Below are 19,440 nucleotides of genomic sequence, written 5' to 3' on the forward strand. Positions count from 1 at the left end.
CTGGTGGTGAGGGCTGGCATATTACAGGAGCGAGCGGGACAACGAGTTAAGTGGTGCTCGGTTTCCCAGGCGGTAATTGGATTGAAAGCGTTCCTTGCCCACCGACAGCTATTGTGGATTCGGCGCCGACGCAAATCTCGCTTTGACGTCCCAGAAATAGAAAAACCATGAAGGCAGTGAACAGCGTGAACATCGCCAGCAGTTGCAACAGGGTGTTGAATCCTGCGGTATAGGCCAAGCGCAGCATCGTCAACGGGATTTGGCTGGCGTCGGTGTTCGCGTGCTTGATATCACCCATCACCAGGCGTTGCGCGATAGTTGAATAGTCAACAGCGGACAGTTTGACCGAGTCACTGATGCTCAGATGGTGTGCGACCAGAGCCGTCAGCACCGCAACAGTGATCGCCAGGGCGACACCCTCGCTGGCCACCCGCGTCGTGTTGAAAATACCGGCGGCCATCCCCGCCCGTTCCTTGGGGATCACGCTGATCGACAAGCCATCCATCAAACCCCAGGGCAGGCCTGTACCGATACCGCTCACCAGCATGGCCGCGATGATCTGCGCATGCGTGCCGACCGGGATCGTACTCAGCCAGTAGAGCCCGGCCGCAGCGATCACGAAGCCGATTGCGCAGAGTACGCCCGCCGACAACCAGCGAGTTAGCGACGCGGCAATGATCGGGACAATCAGCATCGGGGCAGAGAGTGCCAACATCATCAGCCCCGCTTCAAAGGCACTGGCCCCTTCTACGCCGATAAACCGAAACGGCAGCAATACGATCAAGACGATGTAGCAATAGCAGGTACCGATCGGCAGGATCTGTACACCGACAAAGCGCGGAAACAGAAATAGCCCCAGTTCCAGCATCGGATGTTTTGCCCGATTCTCAACAATGATAAACAGCAGCAAAAAGACCGCCGACGTTCCAAGCAGTGCATGGATGACCAGCGAGCCCCAGCCTTGCTCAGGTGCCAGGATCACCGCCGTGGTGAAGGTGATCAACAGGCCGGAAAACGTCAGCACGCCGGGCGTATCCAGACGCTGTGCTTGCGGGTCGACGGTGCTCTCATCCTGAGATAGCACGAGGGAAATCGAGCCCTGCCATTAAAGTGGGGCGGCAAGGTAGTGACGGGGAGCATTGAAGTCAATATGCCAGCAAAGGCCCCGTCAATCGCTCACTCAGCCGTCGGGGCCGGGGCTTTACTGCCCAAGCGGATCAGCTCATTGGAGAAACACAGCCCGACGATGATCAGTGCCGCCCCCGCGAACAGGCTTTCGCGCGGTACTTCATGGAGCACCACAAACGCCAGCAGCGCGGCGAACAGCGGCTCGGTCAGTTCCAGCGCCTGCACCTGGGATGGCTTGAGATATTCGATGGCCTTGGTGGTGCAAAAGAAGCCGAGGATGGTCGGCAGCGCGGCCAGCGCCAGCAGTGCGGCGATCGCCAATGGCGACAGCTCGCCGATCACGAAACCATCGGCCGCAGCCGGCATCAGCAGGTACAGGCTGCCAAAAAACAGCAATTGCCGGGTGAGGTGCAGCCCCCCGGACACGCCCATCTGCTTCATGGCAACCGAAAAGGCCCCATAACCGCAGCCGGCCATGGAGGCAAGCGCAGCGCCTTGCAGGGTAAAGCCCTGTTGCAGGTCGGCGCCAAAGATCACCGCGATCCCGGCGATGGCCAGTGCGGCGCCCACGGTCGCGTTCGCGGTGATGGCATCCTTGAGGAAAATGCGCCCCAGGATGATCGAGGAAATCGAGGCACTGGCCATCAGCACCACCACTACACCTGCCGCAGCGTAATGCCGATAGGCGGACGTTTCGAAGTGAAACAGCACGAAGATGCCAAGGAAGGCGCAGATTGCCGCCTGAGTCCATTTGGCCGTAGACGCCGGGCGCTTGAGGAAAAGCAACAGGATCGAAAGTAGCAGGCAACCCAGCAGGGTCTTGATGACGGCCACACTGCTGGCAGTGAAGCCATTACTCATGAGTACTTTGCTAAGCACACCGATCGTCGCGTTCAGTGCCGCGGCGGAGAGTGCAAACATGACGCCTTTGCTGAAACTGGATTGCATTGATGACGGTCCCTGTCGTTGCTTTGTCGTTAGATAGAATGCCAGCCCACATCGACGGCGCCAAGTTCGAGGATACAAAAATCCCGCCAAACCCGGCATCGATTGTGTGACTCGTCCTGAACAAGGGGCAAGCCCAGGCACTTACAGTGGCAAGGTATTGCAGTGCTTGATCTCCTTGAGCGAAAACCCGGTGTACATTTCCTTGATATTGCCGAGCGTACGTATGCGATGCATGGCGAGCTCATGGAATGCCTCCATGTCTTTGACGACTACCTGCAAGAGGTAGTCGTATTTCCCCGACACTTTGTGACAGGCAATAATGTTGGGCAGCGCCAGAACGCCCGCTTCGAAATGCTCCATGGCGTCCTCGGAGTGGCTATCGAGGGTGACGCTGATGAAAGCAAAAAGTCCCAGCCCCATGCTCTTTGGGTTCAAGTGCGCGTGATACCCGACAATCACCTCCTCTTCCAGGCGCTTCAGGCGCTTCCAGCAGGCTGGCGCTGACAGGCAGACACGAGTGGCGATCTCGGCGTTCGTCAGGCGACCATTCATTTGCAGAATTTCCAGAATTGAACGATCAACCTTATCCATTTCCGCCATGTGTTCTCTCCCTTTAACAATGAGTACGCGGTAGGGCGATTGGCCCCATCCCGCAGGTCCTTGATCAAGCATCCATTTCCAGAAACGACAAATATTAGAAAGGAAATTACATAAAGAACACATTTTGGATAATTAACGTCTGAAAATAATTAAATACAGATCCGTTTCGAAAGCTAATTTTCGAGGCGCTGAAATACAATTTCTTGTCATTTCCGACACCCAAGCCACTGGCTCTGACAATAAAAACAAGTAACAACGGAGGCAATATTGAGCATTTTCAGAACAAAAGACCTGGACGCAATGATTGCTGCTGCCCGAGCTCCTGCCGGGTTGAAAAAAGTGCTGGGGCCGATGGATCTGGTCCTGATTGGTATCGGTGCAATCGTGGGGACGGGCATCTTTGTATTGACCGGAACCGGCGCATTGACTGCGGGACCGGCCCTCATGGTTTCATTCCTGTTAGCGGCGTTGGCCTGTGCATTTGCAGCGCTCTGTTATGCCGAGTTCGCCTCATCTGTACCGGTAGCAGGCTCGATTTACACCTACAGCTACGCGACGCTGGGAGAGTTGGTGGCCTGGATGATCGGCTGGGATCTGATGCTCGAATACGGACTGGCCAGTTCGGCTGTGTCTGTTGGGTGGTCGGGTTACTTCCAGTCCTTGCTGAGCGGATTTGGGCTGAGTCTTCCGGTTGTGCTTACGGCGGCTCCAGGCTCTTTGCCCGGTGTGGAAACCTGGTTCAACCTGCCCGCGCTGGTGATTATGCTGGCAATTACCTGGATGCTTTCCATGGGCATCAAGGAATCCGCGCGCGTAAACAACGTGATGGTGATCATCAAGATCGCCGTGGTGCTGCTCTTCATCGCCGTTGGTGTGCGACATGTTCAGCCGGCTAACTGGCAACCTTTCGCGCCCTTCGGTGGCCAAGGCATTTTGAGTGCTTCGGCCTTGGTTTTTTTTGCTTTTATTGGTTTCGATGCGGTTTCCTCTGCCGCCGAAGAAGTGAAAAACCCGGCGCGTGACCTCCCCATCGGCATTATCGGTTCCTTGGCCGTTTGTGCAGTGTTGTACGTTGCCGTTTCAATGATCATGACCGGCATCGTGCCCTATGCCCAATTCCTTGGCGTTGATCATCCGGTCTCATTGGCGTTGCAACATGCCGGTGAAAGCTGGGTCGCCGGGTTCGTTGATTCAGGCGCAATCATTGGCATGACGACTGTCATTCTGGTTATGGCGTACGGTCAAACCAGGATCATCTACGCGATGTCGCGCGACGGACTGCTTCCCCAGCGCCTTTCCAGGGTTCATCCACGATTCGGCACACCATTTTTCGCCACCTGGATGGTCGGAATAGTCTTCGGGCTGATCTCGGCACTGATTCCGCTGAACGTCCTCGCCGAGCTGATCAATATCGGTACGTTGGCCGCATTCAGTCTGATCTCGGTGGCAGTGATCGTATTACGCAAGACCCGACCCGATCTCCCTCGCGCATTCAGATGCCCGGGCGTGCCCGTTGTTCCGTTGCTCGCCATCGCGTTCTGCGTAACCTTGATGACCTTCCTCAAGCAGACGACCTGGCTGGTATTCGGGGCGTGGTTGGCAATTGGCCTGGTGATCTACTTCGCCTATGCGAGGCGCCGCTCGTTGTTGCATTGATCCGGCATTTCGTCAGGTCTCTCTGGAGTGTCGATCAACCTCCAATAGTTTTCAGGTGCGAAACTGCATTCCAGTTGCGCACCTGATTGCATGCGCCTGTCAATCCTCACCTCATTCATCCTGCTTTTTATCGTATGCGTCCGGCAGAGTCATCTATCGAAGCCTTTTTGAACCCGAATGCCAACTATTTCAGCAGAGCTGGCCATTTTCAAGGTACCTACTCCCGCTCCTTACGGTTCGGATATTCAGTACCTCACCGTCACATGGGATGAGCAATCGCTTAGCGACTTCCGCGCGCTCTGCCGCCATTGCCGCCATTTAATCGGGGCTAACGGCTTTGTCGCCCCCAAGGGAGAAGTCAGCGGGCCTTGCCCTTCGCTATGCAATATGAGTTGACGAACGCTGCAGTGTGCTGCAAAGACTGGCGTATATCCGGTTTGGCTATTCCATGCCTGTTGGCAAATTGCTCGACCGCCGCTGTATCAAAACGAGTGGTCTGGATAAAGTCCAAGGCTTCGGGTTTTGTATTCAAAAAACGCGCGACGGGAGGAATACTCAGTAGCAACTTCAGCAATCGCAGCGAAATGTAATGCTTGGGAGACTTTAAGCCAACGGGTTTTGCCACCTGTACCAGGAGTTCTCGCAAGTTGGGAGTTTGGTCATCAAGCGCCAGCAGTTCCTGACCCACCATGGCAGGATCAAAAGCACAAACCGCCACCAGTTCAACCAGGTAATCCACGGTAACCAGTGGTAGCCAGTGCTTGGCGGTACCGGGCACTGCAGTCAGCTTTCCCTGTACAAGGTTGCGTATCAGCTCCACCAGCGGCTGACCGTCAAGGATATGCCCCGTGCGGCTGTGGCCACAAACCGTCGCGGGATGGACAACGGTAATCTCCCCGCCCTTCGCGGACATGACCTCCAGGGTCGCAAAATGCGCCTCCAGCTTGCTCCCCTCGTAACCACCGACATGCCGGTAGACGGCAGGCCAATTCGTCAGCTGCGGATAACGAGGATCAATCCCGATGCGTTGCAGATGTTCATGATTTTTCAGCATGTAGCCGCCGATCATCACTAACCGGCTTTTTTGCTCAGCCGCCAACAGCGCCACGCGCTTTGCCCCTTCTACATTCACCGCACGAGAATGCTCCACTGAAAGCCCCCAAGCGAAGTGGGCGCCCAGGTGGAATATGACTCTGGCGTGCCTCAGCACTTCTCGGTCAGCAAGACTCAGCCCGAGGTTGTCCCGTTCCAGATCGCCAGCTACGGCAAATACCCGGATTGCGTTCCCTCCCAAATTGTCGATTTGCTCCCGCAGTGCAGCCAGTCGCTCTGGGCGACGCATCAACACCCGAATGGTGTGACCTTTTGCACTCAGGTGCGCCACCAAATGTTGACCGATGAAACCGGTACCCCCCGTAACAAAACACTCCACGCTCATTTCCCTGCTCCTTGGTAAGGTGAGAAATCAAGCGTAAACTATCGACCCAACTCTATAGTCAAGCGGTGTTTTTATGAAAATCGGTGAACTCGAGGCCCGCAGCGGCGCCAGCCGCCATACGCTGCGTTACTACGAGCAAATCGGCCTGATCTCACCGCTGCGGCGAACTAACAACTATCGCGTTTACACAGCGCAAACTCTGCAGGATCTGGACTTTATCCAGCGCGCGCAAAGCATGGGGTTTTCCCTGGGGGAAATACGCGAGATTCTGGATGCGCAGCGCAACAAGCTGATCGATTGCGCTGACGGCGCCAAGCTAATTGAAAAGAAGATGGCAGAAATCAAACAGAAAATCGCCAACTTCCAAAGCATTTATCGGTATCTGGATGAAGAGCGTGCAAGCCTCGAAGCCAGTGCTGCCAAGCAACTTGAGCTTCAGCAGTTGAACAACTCTTCCAACTGAACTGTCAGCATCCGGGAAACGGAAGCTGCAGCCTGCTTCCAGCTTCAAGCCCCCCCTACGCATTTTCTAAAACCTTCTGGCCAGGCCCTGGACAGTAAGCGTCCGCCCAACAGAACTTGCGTGGTTAAACGGGCGCCCATCCATGGGGCAGCAACTCGGTAATCTCACTGGCCCGCTGCGTCGGCAGTCGCGTGAGCACGTCCTTTAAATACGCATACGGATCACGGCCGTTAAGCCGTGCCGACTGGATCAAGGCCAATGGCTTTCACCCAGCCTTTGACGATACGAGCGTATTTCCGATTCACCTTTGATGTTGTGTGCCCCACATTTTGCTGAAACATCAACAGCGCCAAGGCCCCATGACAAGAGGAGTCAACCTTCGAACTGATCGCTCGCTGTTTCCCTGGATCGACAGGAACGGCTCAATGAATTCTCACCGACCAACATCGCGCCTTCATGAACATTCGTCCGCCGACAGCTTGCGAAAACACCCGGGGCAGGCAGACATCCCGGGGGTCAATCGACTCGGTCCTTACTTTTCCCACTCGGCCTTGGGAATCATCAAGCCGTGGTTACCGTTATAAGCGGCGCGCTCAGGCTGTTTCCAACCCTGCAGCAGCGAATCGTCGAGACGGTAGATTTCCACGCCGAGAGGACGGCAAACCTTCAGCGGATCCTCCGCGTCGGGGCCCCACATCGGCAATGACAGGTCACCGCCCGGACATGTGGACAGCGCGCAGAGCAGGTCGATTTCCGCGAAGAACTCCAGGTAGTCGCCCTGCTTCGCCGGGCACGCCTTCATGAAGTACATGTCGTCGTGATTGAGGCCAGTGCACTGGAAAATGTTCAACACATCGTGCACGTCGAACTCGGTCAGGCCGTGCGGCAACACCGCGCGGGTCAGGTTGGAGTGGCAATGGTGATGGAAATCCTCGCCGGTGAGCATCTTGTTCACGTAAGGATCGCAGCGGGTGCCGAGCAGGTCGTGCAAACGGCCGCCATGTTCGTCGATGCCGTAGCCGGCCAGGCTGTCGTCGGTGATGGTGACCATCGGCCGCAGGAACGGCAGGTTCGACCACAAGCGGTCGTAGGTGGTGACGTGCGCGCCTTGCAACTGACGGGTGCGGGCCGCCCACATGCGTTCGCGGGGATCGTTGGCGCTCCACACGTTGAAGTCGCCGACCTGCGGCCCCACAGGCGTGGTCACGCGAAACACATGCCCCGCCGGCACCTTCCAGGCGCGGCCGGTGCGAATCGGCACTTCGAATTGCTCGACCAGCGTGCGGCCGTCCTTGCTTTCGCGCACGCGGTCATAGAACGCTTTGTCTACCTGCAATGCGGCGCCCTTGCTGACTTGGTAGGCCGCTGGATAATCCTTGTACATGATGGATCCTCTCTTCAGTGTTTTGGTCGGCCGCTCAGAATATCCAGCAGCACGAGTTCGGAGTCGTTGAGATAGCTGCTCATGGCTTCCTCGGCTTCCTTCTTGCGGCCGTCGCCCAGCAGATCGTGAATATGCCGGTCGCGTTCAAGCCAGGGTTTCTGGAACGATTCCTCGCTGGGGGCGTTGGAAAACACCAGGCGCGTCTGGGCCGCCACGTGGGTGAAGAATTCGTCGAACAGCGGGCTGCGCATCAGACCGACGATGTGTTGGTGAAAACGCAGGCTGTGGGTACCGAAGGCTTGCCAGTTCTCGCGATCCTGGGCCAGTTGCGCCGCCTCGATGGCATCGAACATCAGATCGGACTGGTACTCGCGTAACGGCTTGCTCGCGGCGATCGCCTGCAATTCGAGCGTGCGGCGGACCTTGAAGATGTCGCGCACATCGTCGATACCCATTCGGCGCACCATCACGCCTTTGTTGCGCACATAGCTGGTCAGGCCTTCGCGACCCAACTGGTGCAGCGCCTCGCGTACGGTGTTGCGCGAGGCGTTGTAGGCGTTGACCAGCTCGCTTTCCACCAGTGGCATACCTGGCAACAGGCGCCCGCCAATGATGTCTTCGCGCAGCTCGATGGCGACCTGGTCCGGCAGCGACAGGCTTTTTTCCTTGGGTTGACTCACCGTAGCACTCCCTCCGCTCACGCGAGGTTGCGCGTGGTTTTCTTGTCCATCAGACCTTTTTGCATGTTCGTATCCTCGGTAGGTGGAAGCAGTAAGGGCGATCATGATTGTTCAACAATCACTTGGTTACCTATATGCGCATACCGTGCCAATCGTTGAATTTAAGGCCTGCTTGAAAGCTTTTTGTCTGGAGAACGCCTTTTATGGACAGGCGGGTACGCCAACACCGTGCGATTCGTTACCGAACGCTACGTTGCAGAGCAAAAAACAGTTTTTACGCAGCTGAAATTCCGGGTTATTACCGAACGCGCACGATTCCCGCATAGCTCGTAAGCTGCAATGGATTGATCGTCATTGTGGAGGGGCAGCTTCACTATTTGGTGACCCTGCGCTGCGTAGTGGCTCGGTAAATCGCACGCTCATCTCGATGGATTCCTGTACCCAATCGAACGGCAGCCAATGACTTCAATTCTGGATTGGCGGCGCCCAGGCAGGCGTCGATTTCACGGCTCTCCGGACATTTTCAGACAGAAAGGGACCTAGGGGGCGTTCTCAATTACATCGATCTCTTTTTCGAGGTAATGAGGGTCGACGTCAGCGTTTATAGGCAATGGTGCGATCGAGGTGCATTTTGAAGCCAGGCTTTTGCCTCATTAAGAGCCCCAGTGTTTGTCTGCATGGTGTGTAGCGTTAGGCTGCTTCACCACGCCCTGAGGAAGTCAGTCAACCTTGATCAAGATTCTTGAGCAGCCGTTAACCGGGCAGCTTACCCAACTTACCGGAGTCGGAACTCAGATCCGGCTGTTGCCCAGACCAGGCGGCAGGCGATTTCATTTTCAGGAACCAAGATGTGCCCCCCCCTTCCCACCACCGCGCCAATGACAGTCCGAGCTCAAATGCATTGAGACTCTGCAGCGCCCCGACGAGCTTGGCAGTGTTCATATCCACACAGAAATAACGCGCAGGTGAACTTCTGCATCGAATCTGATTTTCGGCTATTTGGCCGACCTCAAATTTGAGATGCAGTACTTCTCGAATCTTACGCATGGATAACCGCTCCACGACGACCTCTCTGCTTCGATAAAAGAGGTCGATGGTAGTGAATTAATCCTGCGTCGCTGCCTGCCTTTCGGGTGGCCGGATGGCCGTGGAATCCGCACAGAACGCTTACGCCAAAGGTTTTGATTCGTCATTTGTTGCACTTTCCGGGACCTTGGAGGAAACGGCGGCAACGGCCAAAGAATTCGATGTGCGCTATGAAAAAATCCCCAGCGGGTCAACATACACACTGTCTCATACCACTACGAGCTACGTGTATGACTACGGCGGTACGCTGCGCCCTGGATTGTCGCCATCGCTTTCGGCACAAGAGTGCGCACAAGATTTGCTGAACCTCATGGAAATATGCGAATGAGCTCAACGTTCGATCAAAATCAAATGGACAACAAAACGATGAGCAAGCACCGTCGAGAATAGAACCTTGGCCTAGGCTCGGTTCACGCTAAATCGTTGCCGATACTCACCGGGCGTTAGCCCTGTAACCCTGACAAAAATTTTGCGGAACGCGCCAGGGTCGCTGTAACCAACTTCCCACGCAATAGCCTCGATCGGCAATGTACTGAATTGCAGCATCTCACGGGCACGGCCAACTCGCAGCCTCTGGCAATAATCGATGGCGGTGAAGCCTGTGGCCTTGCGAAAGCGTCGCAGGAAAGTTCTTTCTTCCAGGCCCGAGCGCAGAACCAGCGACGCAAGGGCCGTATCTTTCGCACCTGTCGCCTGTAGCCAATGCTGGACTTTCAGAACCGGGGCGTCGCCATGAGTAAGGTTTGGAGAAAAAGCACTGTAGTAGCGCTGCTCTCGGCCGGGCGGATCTACAAGCAAATAATGTGCGGTTTCCGCCATGATGACCGGCCCTAGAAAACGGTCGACCAACTTCAAACCGAGATCAATCCACGCCATCAGGCCCCCTGCGCTGATGATATCGCCGTCATCAATGACAAGCCGATCGATATCAAGATGCGCGTCGGGAAACCTTTGCCGAAACAAGTCGGCATGGTCCCAGTGCGTGGTGACCGATCGCCCCGCCAGCAGACCGGTTTCAGCCAACAGGAAAGCCCCTCCGCAGACAGAACACAACGTTGTGCCCGCGCGATGATGGCCGAGGAGCCAGTCAACAAACGGTGCAGCTTCCTGCGACGAGACTTGCGTACCCAAGCGAGGTGGCATCAATAGCACCGTAGGAGACCCGCCGGCCTCCCTCGCCTTCTCCCCGACTCTGACAGGTGCGCCACTGTGGCCCTCAACCTGCCATTGGCTGACCTGCAGGAAAACGCCCGCCTCTTTGTAGTGCTGCGCCGCAAAGCGATCCGCAACCGCGAATAGATCAATCAAACCATGCACGGCCGCAAGCTGTACGCCAGGGAAAATGACGATGCCGATTTCAATTGGGAGAGGTCTGGTCATGTGTCGGTATTTACCCTGTTTATGTCGATATCGCCACGAGACACTATCATGCCTGCGAATCATCATGTCAAAAGCTTCACCACCAAACGAAAGGGGTAGGAGATGACAAACGAAGTAGCAACAGTCGCAACTCCAGAGTGGCGAATTGCAGGTGAATGGCTGGACGTCTGTTCGTGCAACTCACCGTGCCCATGCACATTCGCTCAGCCTCCCACAGGCAATCATTGCGAAGTGCTGTGGGCGTACCGAATCAATGAGGGTCACTACGGCCCGACGCCCATGGCAGGCCTGAAGGTGGTCCTGCTCGCAAACTTCACCGGCAACCTTTGGGACGGCGCTTGGCTGGATGCAGGCGTATTCCTCGATGCTGCCGCCGACGATGCACAGCGAGCGGCCTTGGCGGCAATTTTCACCGGCCAGGCCGGCGGCTGGATGACACAGTTCGTACCAACGCACGTGCGTGAGCTCAGGGGTGTCGAGTTTGCGAAGATTTCAGTCGACATCGAGAGCACGCTCGAACACTGGCGGGTGACCGTCGACGACAAGGTCGAAGCGAGTGGCCAGGCCATGAAGGGGCCGACCTCCGATCCGACCAAGCTGCTGCAGAGCTTCAATCCACCCGGCAGTGAAGTCGGTCCCACCGACGCGCCCGTGACCTGGGGCAAGAGCGTTGCAGGCCGTTGGAAGGCCTTTGGATTCGATCAAAATATCCCGGCCGGCCAAGCGAGTAAGCACATCCCCTTCGACTGGCACGGACCGGACGCACCATGATGAAATCGGTCCTCTGCGCTTCACGATCCGCAGCTTCTGCGCTCGGGCGGGGTCAAGCGGGCCTGGGCTGGACGATAGTTATCGTTGCGCTCAGCCTCGCCGCCTGGTTCGAAATGCTGGTGGTCATGGGTGACATGGATGAGGGGCCAGGAACCCCGCTACACGGCTTACCCGCCTACCTTATTGGTTGGGTCGTCATGTTGACAGCAATGATGCTGCCGTCAGAACTCAACTACATTGCGGCGTTTGCCGCCATGCTGAAGTCCCGTGGAGGAAAATCGCTCGCACGAACGCGGCGCATGGCTTGCTTCATCGCGGGCTACGCAGTCGCCTGGATCGGCTACGGACTTGCAGCCTATCTGCTGGATTATGCGATTCGTGCCCTCAGCCTCGAGTTTCTTGCGTGGAACCGCGCTGGTCCCTATTGGGCTGGCGCCGTTTTGATTATCGCAGGAATCTTCCAGGTCTCGGCCTTGAAAAATGTTTGCCTTACGGGATGCCGTTCGCCGCTGTCCTTTTTCGCTCAATATTGGCGAGGGGGCGATTTCGGGGCTGTTCTGATGGGCGCGCGACACGGCATGGTCTGTGTGGGCTGCTGCTGGGCGATGATGGCGGTGATGTTCGCTGTCGGCGTCATGAGTCCTGCCTGGATGGCGTTGCTGACCCTGTTGATGTTCGCTGAAAAGGTACTGCCCAGTGGGCATAAGCTCGCGATTCCAATCGCCGTGTTCCTCGGCGCCATGGGGATCTGGATGGCGCTGTCACCCGATACAGTACCGTTTCTGAAAAACCCCATGACAGCCACCGTGAACATTTCGCATATACACATACACTGACTAACGGAGCGATTTCGTTTTCCGTAATGAGGACTGCGGCATTTTTATGCCGCCGCCCCCAGTCTTTTGCCGATCGCCTCGGCCTACGCCATCTCGCCATTTGGCGAGAAGCGTTGTGCGTACTCCTTCGGGCTCACGCCAATCCGCCGCACGAAGGCTTTTCTCAGGACATCCACGCTGTGGTAGCCACTGCGCCGTGCAACCTCTTCCATAGACCGACCACCCAGTTCTATCGAGCGACAGGCAGCTTCAATTCGGACATCCTCGACATACTTCGCCGGCGTTGTCTGCAACTCTCGCTGGAACAAGCGGATTAACGTCCTGACGCTGGTGGAGAGCTTGTCCGCGAGTATTTCGACTGTCAGATCTGAATGCAGGTGTTCCGCAATCCACAGACACAACTCATCCAGGCTGGAGCCGGGAACATGCTGTGATTGCAGGGCGACACTGAACTGCGCCTGCCCGCCGGGACGCCGCAGGAAGAGGACAAGATTTTTCGCGATCTCCATAGCCACTTCATCGCCCAAATCTTCGCTGACCAACGCGAGCGCAAGATCGATACCGGCGGAGATACCAGCTGACGTGTACACGTTGCCGTCCTTGACCCAGATGGGATTGGGATCGACCTGCACCCTGGGGTAGCTTTCGGCCAGGCTTCGCGCCATACGCCAATGAGTCGTCGCCCTGCGACCATCCAGAAGTCCTGTCTCAGCCAGAGCAAACGCCCCGACACAGATCGAACACACCCGCCGAACACTCGCGGACTTCGTTCTTATCCAATCGATAGCGGACTCGTCCACCTGCTCCCGAGCTTTCCAGCCCGAAGTCACGATCAACGTATCGATTGCTTTGTCGTCACCACGTTCTTGTTCAAGCGTCTTGTGTGCCATCAACGCGATGCCCGTGCTGCTCTCCAGGTGCTCGTTGGCGCCTGCACAGACCAACTCGAGTAGATAGGGAGCAACGTCACCACGGTGCAATCGGTTCGCGAAGGCAAACACCTCCGCAGGGCCGATCACGTCTAGCGAGTCCACAGGAGGCAATCCCAGAATCACGACACGTTTTGGTCTCAAACTCATAAGCGGATGGCTTGGTTTCGTCGTTTTGCTCACATCAATCTCCGCGCAGACAAGATGCGCATATTGGCACAAATCATCTGCCAATAGTCAATTTAGCCAGCCGGAAATACTTAAACTGAACCTCAAGCCACCCACTCTGAGGAAAGCAAACATGAGCACCCCTGTCATCATTGGCGGCTTCAGCGCTCCCGACTCTGAACTTGCCCAAAAGGCTTCTTCGCTCGTCGAGCGCGTCCACACTAAACCGCTCCTGCACCATGTGCATCGTACCTGGTGGTTTGCCGAATTCCTTGGTCAGCAGCGTGGCCTGAAGTATGACCGCGAGGCCGTCTATCTCGCGGCGCTGTTGCACGACCTGGGACTGACGAACGAGTTTTCCGCCGAACAGCGCTTTGAAGTCGATGGCGCTGACGCTGCCAGCCGCTTTCTACTAGCGAACGGCTATTCGGAGTCGAAAACCGAGCTCGTCTGGGACGCGATTGCACTTCACTCCAGCGCCGGTATCGCTGACCGCAAGCAGCCAGAAATCGCCCTCATCTACCTGGGCGCTCACGTCGACGTTATGGGCTTGAACATAGAGGAAATTACACCTTCGCTGATCGAGGATGCGCTCGCGCTCTATCCCCGCATCGGAATGAAGGCTGCGTTCACTGAGGCGGTAGCAGAAGTAGCCAGGAAAAAACCTTTTACTGCCATTGGCACCGGGCTCGCTGACGTCGGACGTCGCCACATACATGGTTTCGACTGCCCGAATGTGTGCGACCTGATTGATAACGCGCCCTTCGACAGCTGACATTCGGTGTTGCGCACGGGAATTTACTTTATCCGGATACCAGAATGGAATTTTCGCTGGCAAGGACGGAATTATTGGCGAGGTCACCGGGAAGTCGCCTCAGTCAGTCAGTGACTTCGTACGTGCCAACAAGCAAACGTTTGAGTGTTGAAGTTTTTTGGCGCGTGCGTTGGGTGTTTGTTGTCTTCGCATGCGCCATTTTTAATTCATCGATCAACGAGGGGCGGATGTCGTGCGACTGGCCGGCTAAATTTGCTTCTCGCTCAGCTGCCGCAGTGAATGACGCACGCGCGAATACCTGCGCCCGGCCGCCCTCCATCGAAACTTGTTCAATCACAATTCTCTGAAAGGAAAACTGCAATGAAACTCAGCGGTAATACGATATTTATTACTGGAGCGACATCTGGCATTGGACGCGGGCTTGCCGAGGCCTTTCACAACAAAGGGAACAAAGTGATTATCGGCGGTCGCCGCAAGGCACTGCTGGATGAAATCACCCAGGCCAATCCGGGTATGGACTCGGTCGAAATCGACGTAAGTAACGCGGCGCAGATTACTCGCGTGGCGCAACTCCTGACGCAAAAATATCCAGAACTGAACGTCATCATCAACAACGCAGGCATCATGCCGTTCGACGACGTGACCGGCCCACTCGATGACGCGCAAGCCATCGATCTGATCGACACCAACCTGATGGCGCCGGTGCGCATCAGCGGCGCTTTTATCGAACACCTGAAGCAACAGCCGCAAGCGTTCATCATCAACAATAGCTCGACGGCCGCGTTTATTCCGATGGCGATGTTCGCGCTTTATTCCGCGACCAAGGCCGCTATCCACTCTTACTCGTTGTCCCAGCGTTTCGCATTGCGTGACACCAGYGTGCGTATCCTTGAAATTGCGCCGCCCTGGGTCGATACGGATCTGGTTTACAAGAGCGGTGACGCGCGCGCCATGCAACTGGAACCTTTCATTGAGCAAACCATGGCGCTACTTGAGACCGCGACGACCGAGGTCGTTGTTGAAGCAGGCCAGGCACTACGCAATAGCGCAGGACCGGGGGAGCACGATGTAGTGAACTACCTCAACCAAATGTTAATCGACAACCCACTTCCGGCGCCTTGACCGCAATCCAGCAGGCCACCAAGCCATCGGTGGCCGCTCACTATGTTGATACAAAAGCAGGGTAATTACATGAGCTACAGGCTAGACAGAATCAAAGAGATTCTTAGCGCAGAAGCAAAGGCCATCAGTAGTGTAAAAATAGACGATAGCTATGATAAGGCGATTGAATTCATCAAAGCGTGTCCGGGAAAACTCGTCATGACCGGCATTGGAAAGGCAGGTTTTATTGCAAAAAAGTTCGCGGCAACGCTTTGCTCAACAGGAACGCCTGCCGTCTATATTCACCCCGCAGAAGCTGCTCATGGTGATCTCGGCATTGTCGAGAAAAACGATTTGATTTTTGCTTTTTCTACCAGTGGTAAAACTCAAGAAGTCATTGAGCTCATTAAATTCAGCCGTCATCTCACTACTGGAAAAGTCATCGCAATCACCTCTCACCCGGAAAGCGAGCTCAGGAACAACGCTGATCTGGTTCTCGATATGGGCGTCATAGAGGAACCCTGTTCTTTGGGTTTGACTCCAAGCGCCAGCATTGCGGTCATGAGCGCAATCAGTGACGCCATCGCCCTGACGCTAATGGAGGAGAACGGAATTACTCGCCACGATTATGGTGTACGTCATCATGGTGGTTACCTCGGGCACAAGGCCAGGCTAGCTAATGACACTGAATAGCACAGCTGACCAGAGGCAAACGACGTTGCAAATTTCTGAACTGATTAATTCATTTTGCCGCTATCGGATGAATTCAGTGCTCGAGCGCTGGCTTCGACTGTGATCGTTTCCTTCTTTCCATTAACACCCTCCACAGTCAGTGTCAGTGGTACTTTGTCTCCCTCTTTCACCTGGGCGTACACGCCGATGAGCATCACGTGGTAACTGTCAGGGTCAAAGACGACAGTTTTTCCAACCGGTAGCGCAACCGATTCAACAGGGTCCATGCGCATCACTTCATTCTGCATGGTCGAGTGGTGCATCTGCACTGTCCTGGCAACCGGGGATTGCACGCTCACCAGTTTGCTGTCGGTGCTTGAGGTGATCTTCAAGAACGCCCCGGTTGATTGCTGCCCTGGCACAGTTGCTCTAACCCAAGCGTCGTCGATCCTGGTCTGTGCGCTGGCTTGCCAAGCCATCCCCAATAGAGAAAACAGTATTGCTGCCTGTGCAAGAGGCTTGATAACGACGGTTTTACGGGATCGAAAATTCATTAACTTGCCTTCATGACAGTGAGAAGATCTTCCACACATTCCTGTTCCGTGCGCGACTGGCTAAATCCAAGCCGCAAGACGCCCTTGGCGTCGTACACGTAACTCATGGCGGTGTGGGACAGGGTGTACGTCGAACCGATAGGGTTTTTTTCATAAAAGACACCAAACTCTTCAGCAGTGGCGGCCGTCTCTTCAAGATTTCCGTACAGCGCCTCAAACGTTGGATCAAAAGCCTTCACGTAAGCATCCAGCACGGCAGGCGTGTCACGCTCAGGATCGAGCGTAATGAAAATGACCTTGAGTCGATCGCCATCAGGCCCCAAGAGTTTTTTGATCTTTACGGCTCTCGCCAGTGCAGTAGGGCAAGCCGCCGGACACTGGGTGAAGCCAAAAAAGATCATCGGCACCCTACCCTGGTAGCTCGCTAGCGTTTTTTGATTGCCTTGAGGGTCTTTCAAGGTGAATGAGCGTCCGCGCGCCTGACCACTCAAGTCCCATCCGTATTTAAACGTGCCTGCGACGCTGTCGAAGCTTGCGAGCATGCCCAAACTGAGCACGCCGATGCCTGCAATCAACTCTCGGCGAGTCAAGAGTGTGCTCATGTGTCGAGACCTGTAATGAATAAGTTATTCGCGCTGACTTTCATTGCCTGGACTCCTCGAAATGCGTAGTGACGAAACAGAAAAATTCACAAGTTGGATGTCTGGAGGTTGGAGTGAGCCAAGTCCCCCAGCCATCTCGGGGCTTTCAAAAATTGCTCAATGGGCTACCTGGACCGTGGCGGCGGCTTTCTTTTCTTGCTGTCTGATCGTCAGAATGGCAAGGCCGGCGATCAGGCAAAGTGCTCCGCCAGTGAAGAAGGCTGGCAAGTAACTGAGCAAGGTCACTCGCGACCAGCCAGCTCCGAAAGCCGCGACGGCTGCACCAATTTGATGTCCGGCGAAAATCCAGCCAAACACAAGTCCGGCGCGTTCTGCACCGAAGCGGGAGGCGGCGAGTCGCACTGTAGGCGGAACCGTCGCGATCCAATCAAGACCGTAAAAAACAGCGAACAATGAGAGACCGTAGATCGAGAAGTCAGTGAAAGGCAGCACGATCAGCGACAGTCCGCGAAGGCTGTAATACCAGAACAACAAACGACGATTGTCGAAACGGTCAGACAGCCAGCCTGACGCAACCGTACCGACAAGATCGAATACGCCCATGGCCGCGAGCAGGCCCGCTGCTTTCACCTGCGAGATACCAAAATCACCGCACATCGGGATTAAGTGAACTTGTACCAGGCCGTTGGTTGTTGCGCCGCAGATGAAGAATGTACCGAATAGAATCCAGAACACCTTCGTCTTCGCCGCGTCACGCAGGGCAGTGAATGAGGCCGCCAGAATCGACGCGCTGGTTGAGGTGGGTACGGTAATCGGACCTGAACTGGTATCGCCGTACGGCCGCAACCCCATATCACTTGGTCGATCACGCATTACGAGCAGCACCGCCAGCGCTGCAATCACCAGCAAGAGGCACATCAAACCGAGCGCCCAGCGCCATCCGGAATGATCGGTGATGCTTGCGAGAATTGGCATAAAGATCAACTGCCCGGTCGCGGTGCTGGCGGTGAGAACGCCGACGACCAGACCCCGGCGAGCACTGAACCAGCGCGACGCGACGGTGGCACTGAGGGTCAACGCGGTCATCCCTGCGCCGACGCCAACCGCGACACCCCACAGGACCACCAGTTGCCAGACCTTTGTCATACCGAGTGAAAGCACCAGGCTGACCACTATCACAGTCAGCGCGGTGAGGGTGACATTGCGTAGGCCATACCTGTTCATCAGCGCGGCGGCGAACGGCGCGGTCACCCCGAATAGCACGAAACGGATCGACAGGGCCGAGGAAATTTCCACGGTGTTCCAGCCGAACTCCATCTGCATTGGCACGATGAAGACACCAGGTGCGCCTACCGATGCGGCGCTGACCAGGGCGGTTAGGAAAGTGACCGCAATCATGGCCCAGCCGTAGTGAATGTTACGTCGGGCGAGAACTGTCGAGAGCCATCCGGAAATCATAAGTGCTCCTATTGCTGGCGGAATGTGGCGCTCGTCGCCACTTACGGTTTCGAAGAGAAAGGCAATGAGAATTACCGAGTGATCAACTACGTCACAGGGGCTTCGTAGTCCGCCGRCAGGACCAGCTAAGGGTCAGTCTATGGATTTCTGGCTGTAGAAAATGACTGTTTCTGGATGATTCGTGCCAACTTCAGTCGCGCGTTCGCGTACGGTGTTTCACTCGCCGCTGTAAGGAGATCCGATAAACCGCGTGGAATGGCGTTCGACCAACCGAATCCAAGGGGTAGAAATGCTTTTGCACCTCGGATCGGCAGAGAAGGCGCGCAGATCGATCACCGCGGCTGCATCTCCTAATCCAGTTTTGCGCAGAAAGAACGCCGCATGGCCAGGCGCAATAACGTCAGTTACGAAGTAGAAGTAGCGATCGAATACTTTGTCGCGCCCCGGCCCTGGCTGTGCGGGCGCCAGCCGACCCGGAGCCCACGCGTCAGCGAACTGTATGATCGCGTTGGCTTGGTTGATGACTCGCACTGTTGTCGACGTAGAGTCGACCAAGGTAGGAACCTTTCCGGCCGGGTTCAGCGCCAGGTACGCCGGGGCGCGATGCTCAAGTGCTCGCAGATTCAGCAGACGTGCCGTGTATGGCACGCCTGCTTCTTCCAGCGCGATTGCAGCTGCCGGTTTGGGCTCCGTACAGTTCTATAACTGTGTTCATCGTGCGTTCCGTCGCGCGCGATCTGGTCAGGCACGCACAACCTCAAGACGCGGGGTTGGGGAGACAGCGGTGCCATTGGGTTGTCCAGTGTTGAAC

19 protein-coding genes and 4 pseudogenes are annotated in these 19,440 nt (G+C 56.0%); 8 read left to right on the plus strand and 15 right to left on the minus strand.

Annotated features, from left to right (window positions below):
* Positions 1–46: 46 nt before the first annotated feature.
* From AC1DRN_RS21970 to AC1DRN_RS21980, 3 genes and pseudogenes are all read right to left on the minus strand, one after another.
* Positions 47–1,057 (minus strand): annotated as a pseudogene (locus AC1DRN_RS21970) (MFS transporter); the annotation flags it as partial.
* A 119-nt stretch (positions 1,058–1,176) separates the two neighbouring features.
* Positions 1,177–2,076 carry a DMT family transporter gene (locus AC1DRN_RS21975; RefSeq protein WP_223458941.1) on the minus strand — a complete coding sequence of 300 codons (900 nt, stop codon included), beginning with the start codon at positions 2,074–2,076 and terminating at the stop codon, positions 1,177–1,179.
* A gap of 141 nt (positions 2,077–2,217) precedes the next feature.
* Positions 2,218–2,748 carry an Lrp/AsnC family transcriptional regulator gene (locus AC1DRN_RS21980; RefSeq protein ID WP_223458939.1) on the minus strand — a complete coding sequence of 177 codons (531 nt, stop codon included), beginning with the start codon at positions 2,746–2,748 and terminating at the stop codon, positions 2,218–2,220.
* Between the two features lie 195 nt (positions 2,749–2,943).
* On the opposite strand from AC1DRN_RS21980, the gene AC1DRN_RS21985 reads away from it, so the two are divergent.
* Positions 2,944–4,332: an amino acid permease gene (locus AC1DRN_RS21985; protein ID WP_317851114.1), complete on the plus strand. Its 1,389-nt coding sequence runs from the start codon at positions 2,944–2,946 to the stop codon at positions 4,330–4,332.
* A gap of 358 nt (positions 4,333–4,690) precedes the next feature.
* On the opposite strand, the gene AC1DRN_RS21990 is transcribed toward AC1DRN_RS21985, so the two are convergent.
* The gene (locus AC1DRN_RS21990) at positions 4,691–5,770 is read right to left on the minus strand and encodes an SDR family oxidoreductase (RefSeq protein ID WP_223458937.1); all 1,080 of its coding nucleotides are present in this window, start codon (positions 5,768–5,770) and stop codon (positions 4,691–4,693) included.
* A 73-nt stretch (positions 5,771–5,843) separates the two neighbouring features.
* On the opposite strand from AC1DRN_RS21990, the gene AC1DRN_RS21995 reads away from it, so the two are divergent.
* On the plus strand, positions 5,844–6,233 hold the full coding sequence (locus AC1DRN_RS21995) for a MerR family transcriptional regulator (RefSeq protein ID WP_223458935.1): 390 nt from the start codon (positions 5,844–5,846) through the stop codon (positions 6,231–6,233).
* Between the two features lie 124 nt (positions 6,234–6,357).
* Here AC1DRN_RS21995 and AC1DRN_RS22000 read toward each other — a convergent pair.
* The 4 genes and pseudogenes from AC1DRN_RS22000 to AC1DRN_RS22015 form a co-directional block, all read right to left on the minus strand.
* Positions 6,358–6,492 (minus strand): annotated as a pseudogene (locus tag AC1DRN_RS22000) (transposase domain-containing protein); the annotation flags it as partial.
* Positions 6,493–6,765: 273 nt separating this feature from the next.
* A complete protein-coding gene (locus tag AC1DRN_RS22005; RefSeq protein WP_223458933.1) occupies positions 6,766–7,617 on the minus strand; it encodes an urea carboxylase-associated family protein in 852 nt (283 codons plus the stop codon).
* 14 nt (positions 7,618–7,631) lie between these two features.
* The gene (locus AC1DRN_RS22010) at positions 7,632–8,297 is read right to left on the minus strand and encodes a GntR family transcriptional regulator (RefSeq protein ID WP_223458931.1); all 666 of its coding nucleotides are present in this window, start codon (positions 8,295–8,297) and stop codon (positions 7,632–7,634) included.
* A 753-nt stretch (positions 8,298–9,050) separates the two neighbouring features.
* On the minus strand, positions 9,051–9,344 hold the full coding sequence (locus AC1DRN_RS22015) for a hypothetical protein (RefSeq protein ID WP_223458929.1): 294 nt from the start codon (positions 9,342–9,344) through the stop codon (positions 9,051–9,053).
* Between the two features lie 115 nt (positions 9,345–9,459).
* On the opposite strand from AC1DRN_RS22015, the pseudogene AC1DRN_RS22020 reads away from it, so the two are divergent.
* Positions 9,460–9,711, plus strand: a pseudogene (locus tag AC1DRN_RS22020) (SCO family protein); the annotation flags it as partial.
* A 71-nt stretch (positions 9,712–9,782) separates the two neighbouring features.
* Here AC1DRN_RS22020 and AC1DRN_RS22025 read toward each other — a convergent pair.
* Entirely contained in the window at positions 9,783–10,763 is a 981-nt protein-coding gene (locus AC1DRN_RS22025; RefSeq protein ID WP_223458926.1) for a GlxA family transcriptional regulator, read from the minus strand.
* A gap of 102 nt (positions 10,764–10,865) precedes the next feature.
* Here AC1DRN_RS22025 and AC1DRN_RS22030 point away from each other — a divergent pair, with 102 nt between their 5' ends.
* On the plus strand, positions 10,866–11,534 hold the full coding sequence (locus AC1DRN_RS22030) for a DUF1326 domain-containing protein (RefSeq protein WP_223458924.1): 669 nt from the start codon (positions 10,866–10,868) through the stop codon (positions 11,532–11,534).
* The gene (locus AC1DRN_RS22035) at positions 11,531–12,370 is read left to right on the plus strand and encodes a DUF2182 domain-containing protein (protein ID WP_223458922.1); all 840 of its coding nucleotides are present in this window, start codon (positions 11,531–11,533) and stop codon (positions 12,368–12,370) included. Before AC1DRN_RS22030 ends, AC1DRN_RS22035 begins: the two co-directional genes overlap by 4 nt.
* 83 nt (positions 12,371–12,453) lie before the next feature.
* Here the strand turns inward: AC1DRN_RS22035 and AC1DRN_RS22040 are convergent, their stop codons facing one another.
* Positions 12,454–13,482 (minus strand): GlxA family transcriptional regulator, encoded by a 1,029-nt coding sequence (locus AC1DRN_RS22040; RefSeq protein WP_411740701.1) that lies wholly within the window; start codon positions 13,480–13,482, stop codon positions 12,454–12,456.
* A gap of 118 nt (positions 13,483–13,600) precedes the next feature.
* Here AC1DRN_RS22040 and AC1DRN_RS22045 point away from each other — a divergent pair, with 118 nt between their 5' ends.
* Positions 13,601–14,242 (plus strand): HD domain-containing protein, encoded by a 642-nt coding sequence (locus AC1DRN_RS22045; RefSeq protein ID WP_223458919.1) that lies wholly within the window; start codon positions 13,601–13,603, stop codon positions 14,240–14,242.
* A gap of 103 nt (positions 14,243–14,345) precedes the next feature.
* Here AC1DRN_RS22045 and AC1DRN_RS22050 read toward each other — a convergent pair whose 3' ends face one another.
* On the minus strand, positions 14,346–14,603 hold the full coding sequence (locus AC1DRN_RS22050; protein WP_223458917.1) for a hypothetical protein: 258 nt from the start codon (positions 14,601–14,603) through the stop codon (positions 14,346–14,348).
* On the opposite strand from AC1DRN_RS22050, the gene AC1DRN_RS22055 reads away from it, so the two are divergent.
* Positions 14,603–15,364: an SDR family oxidoreductase gene (locus AC1DRN_RS22055; protein WP_223458915.1), complete on the plus strand. Its 762-nt coding sequence runs from the start codon at positions 14,603–14,605 to the stop codon at positions 15,362–15,364. The two genes, AC1DRN_RS22050 and AC1DRN_RS22055, sit on opposite strands and share 1 nt — an antisense overlap.
* A 69-nt stretch (positions 15,365–15,433) precedes the next feature.
* Positions 15,434–16,036 (plus strand): KpsF/GutQ family sugar-phosphate isomerase, encoded by a 603-nt coding sequence (locus AC1DRN_RS22060; RefSeq protein WP_223458913.1) that lies wholly within the window; start codon positions 15,434–15,436, stop codon positions 16,034–16,036.
* Between the two features lie 44 nt (positions 16,037–16,080).
* Here AC1DRN_RS22060 and AC1DRN_RS22065 read toward each other — a convergent pair whose 3' ends face one another.
* The 4 genes and pseudogenes from AC1DRN_RS22065 to AC1DRN_RS22080 all read right to left on the minus strand — a co-directional run.
* The gene (locus AC1DRN_RS22065; RefSeq protein WP_223458911.1) at positions 16,081–16,569 is read right to left on the minus strand and encodes a copper chaperone PCu(A)C; all 489 of its coding nucleotides are present in this window, start codon (positions 16,567–16,569) and stop codon (positions 16,081–16,083) included.
* Positions 16,569–17,171, minus strand: coding sequence for an SCO family protein (locus AC1DRN_RS22070; protein WP_223458908.1), 603 nt, complete (start codon positions 17,169–17,171; stop codon positions 16,569–16,571). Before AC1DRN_RS22070 ends, AC1DRN_RS22065 begins: the two co-directional genes overlap by 1 nt.
* Before the next feature lie 156 nt (positions 17,172–17,327).
* Entirely contained in the window at positions 17,328–18,629 is a 1,302-nt protein-coding gene (locus AC1DRN_RS22075) for an MFS transporter (protein ID WP_223458906.1), read from the minus strand.
* Positions 18,630–18,950: 321 nt separating this feature from the next.
* A pseudogene (locus tag AC1DRN_RS22080) lies at positions 18,951–19,344 on the minus strand (glutathione S-transferase family protein); the annotation flags it as partial.
* Between the last annotated feature and the right edge of the window lie 96 nt (positions 19,345–19,440).

The sequence above is a fragment of the Pseudomonas sp. P5_B3 genome (assembly GCF_056400405.1).

Excerpts from the sequence above, each read along its gene's own strand:
- AC1DRN_RS21975 (WP_223458941.1), bottom strand. The coding sequence starts at position 2,076 with ATGCAATCCAGTTTCAGCAAAGGCGTCATGTTTGCACTCTCCGCCGCG.
- AC1DRN_RS21980 (WP_223458939.1), bottom strand. The coding sequence starts at position 2,748 with ATGCTTGATCAAGGACCTGCGGGATGGGGCCAATCGCCCTACCGCGTA.
- AC1DRN_RS21990 (WP_223458937.1), bottom strand. The coding sequence starts at position 5,770 with ATGAGCGTGGAGTGTTTTGTTACGGGGGGTACCGGTTTCATCGGTCAA.
- AC1DRN_RS21995 (WP_223458935.1), top strand. The coding sequence starts at position 5,844 with ATGAAAATCGGTGAACTCGAGGCCCGCAGCGGCGCCAGCCGCCATACG.
- AC1DRN_RS22005 (WP_223458933.1), bottom strand. The coding sequence starts at position 7,617 with ATGTACAAGGATTATCCAGCGGCCTACCAAGTCAGCAAGGGCGCCGCA.
- AC1DRN_RS22015 (WP_223458929.1), bottom strand. The coding sequence starts at position 9,344 with ATGCGTAAGATTCGAGAAGTACTGCATCTCAAATTTGAGGTCGGCCAA.
- AC1DRN_RS22025 (WP_223458926.1), bottom strand. The coding sequence starts at position 10,763 with ATGACCAGACCTCTCCCAATTGAAATCGGCATCGTCATTTTCCCTGGC.
- AC1DRN_RS22030 (WP_223458924.1), top strand. The coding sequence starts at position 10,866 with ATGACAAACGAAGTAGCAACAGTCGCAACTCCAGAGTGGCGAATTGCA.
- AC1DRN_RS22035 (WP_223458922.1), top strand. The coding sequence starts at position 11,531 with ATGATGAAATCGGTCCTCTGCGCTTCACGATCCGCAGCTTCTGCGCTC.
- AC1DRN_RS22045 (WP_223458919.1), top strand. The coding sequence starts at position 13,601 with ATGAGCACCCCTGTCATCATTGGCGGCTTCAGCGCTCCCGACTCTGAA.
- AC1DRN_RS22060 (WP_223458913.1), top strand. The coding sequence starts at position 15,434 with ATGAGCTACAGGCTAGACAGAATCAAAGAGATTCTTAGCGCAGAAGCA.
- AC1DRN_RS22065 (WP_223458911.1), bottom strand. The coding sequence starts at position 16,569 with ATGAATTTTCGATCCCGTAAAACCGTCGTTATCAAGCCTCTTGCACAG.
- AC1DRN_RS22070 (WP_223458908.1), bottom strand. The coding sequence starts at position 17,171 with ATGAGCACACTCTTGACTCGCCGAGAGTTGATTGCAGGCATCGGCGTG.
- AC1DRN_RS22075 (WP_223458906.1), bottom strand. The coding sequence starts at position 18,629 with ATGATTTCCGGATGGCTCTCGACAGTTCTCGCCCGACGTAACATTCAC.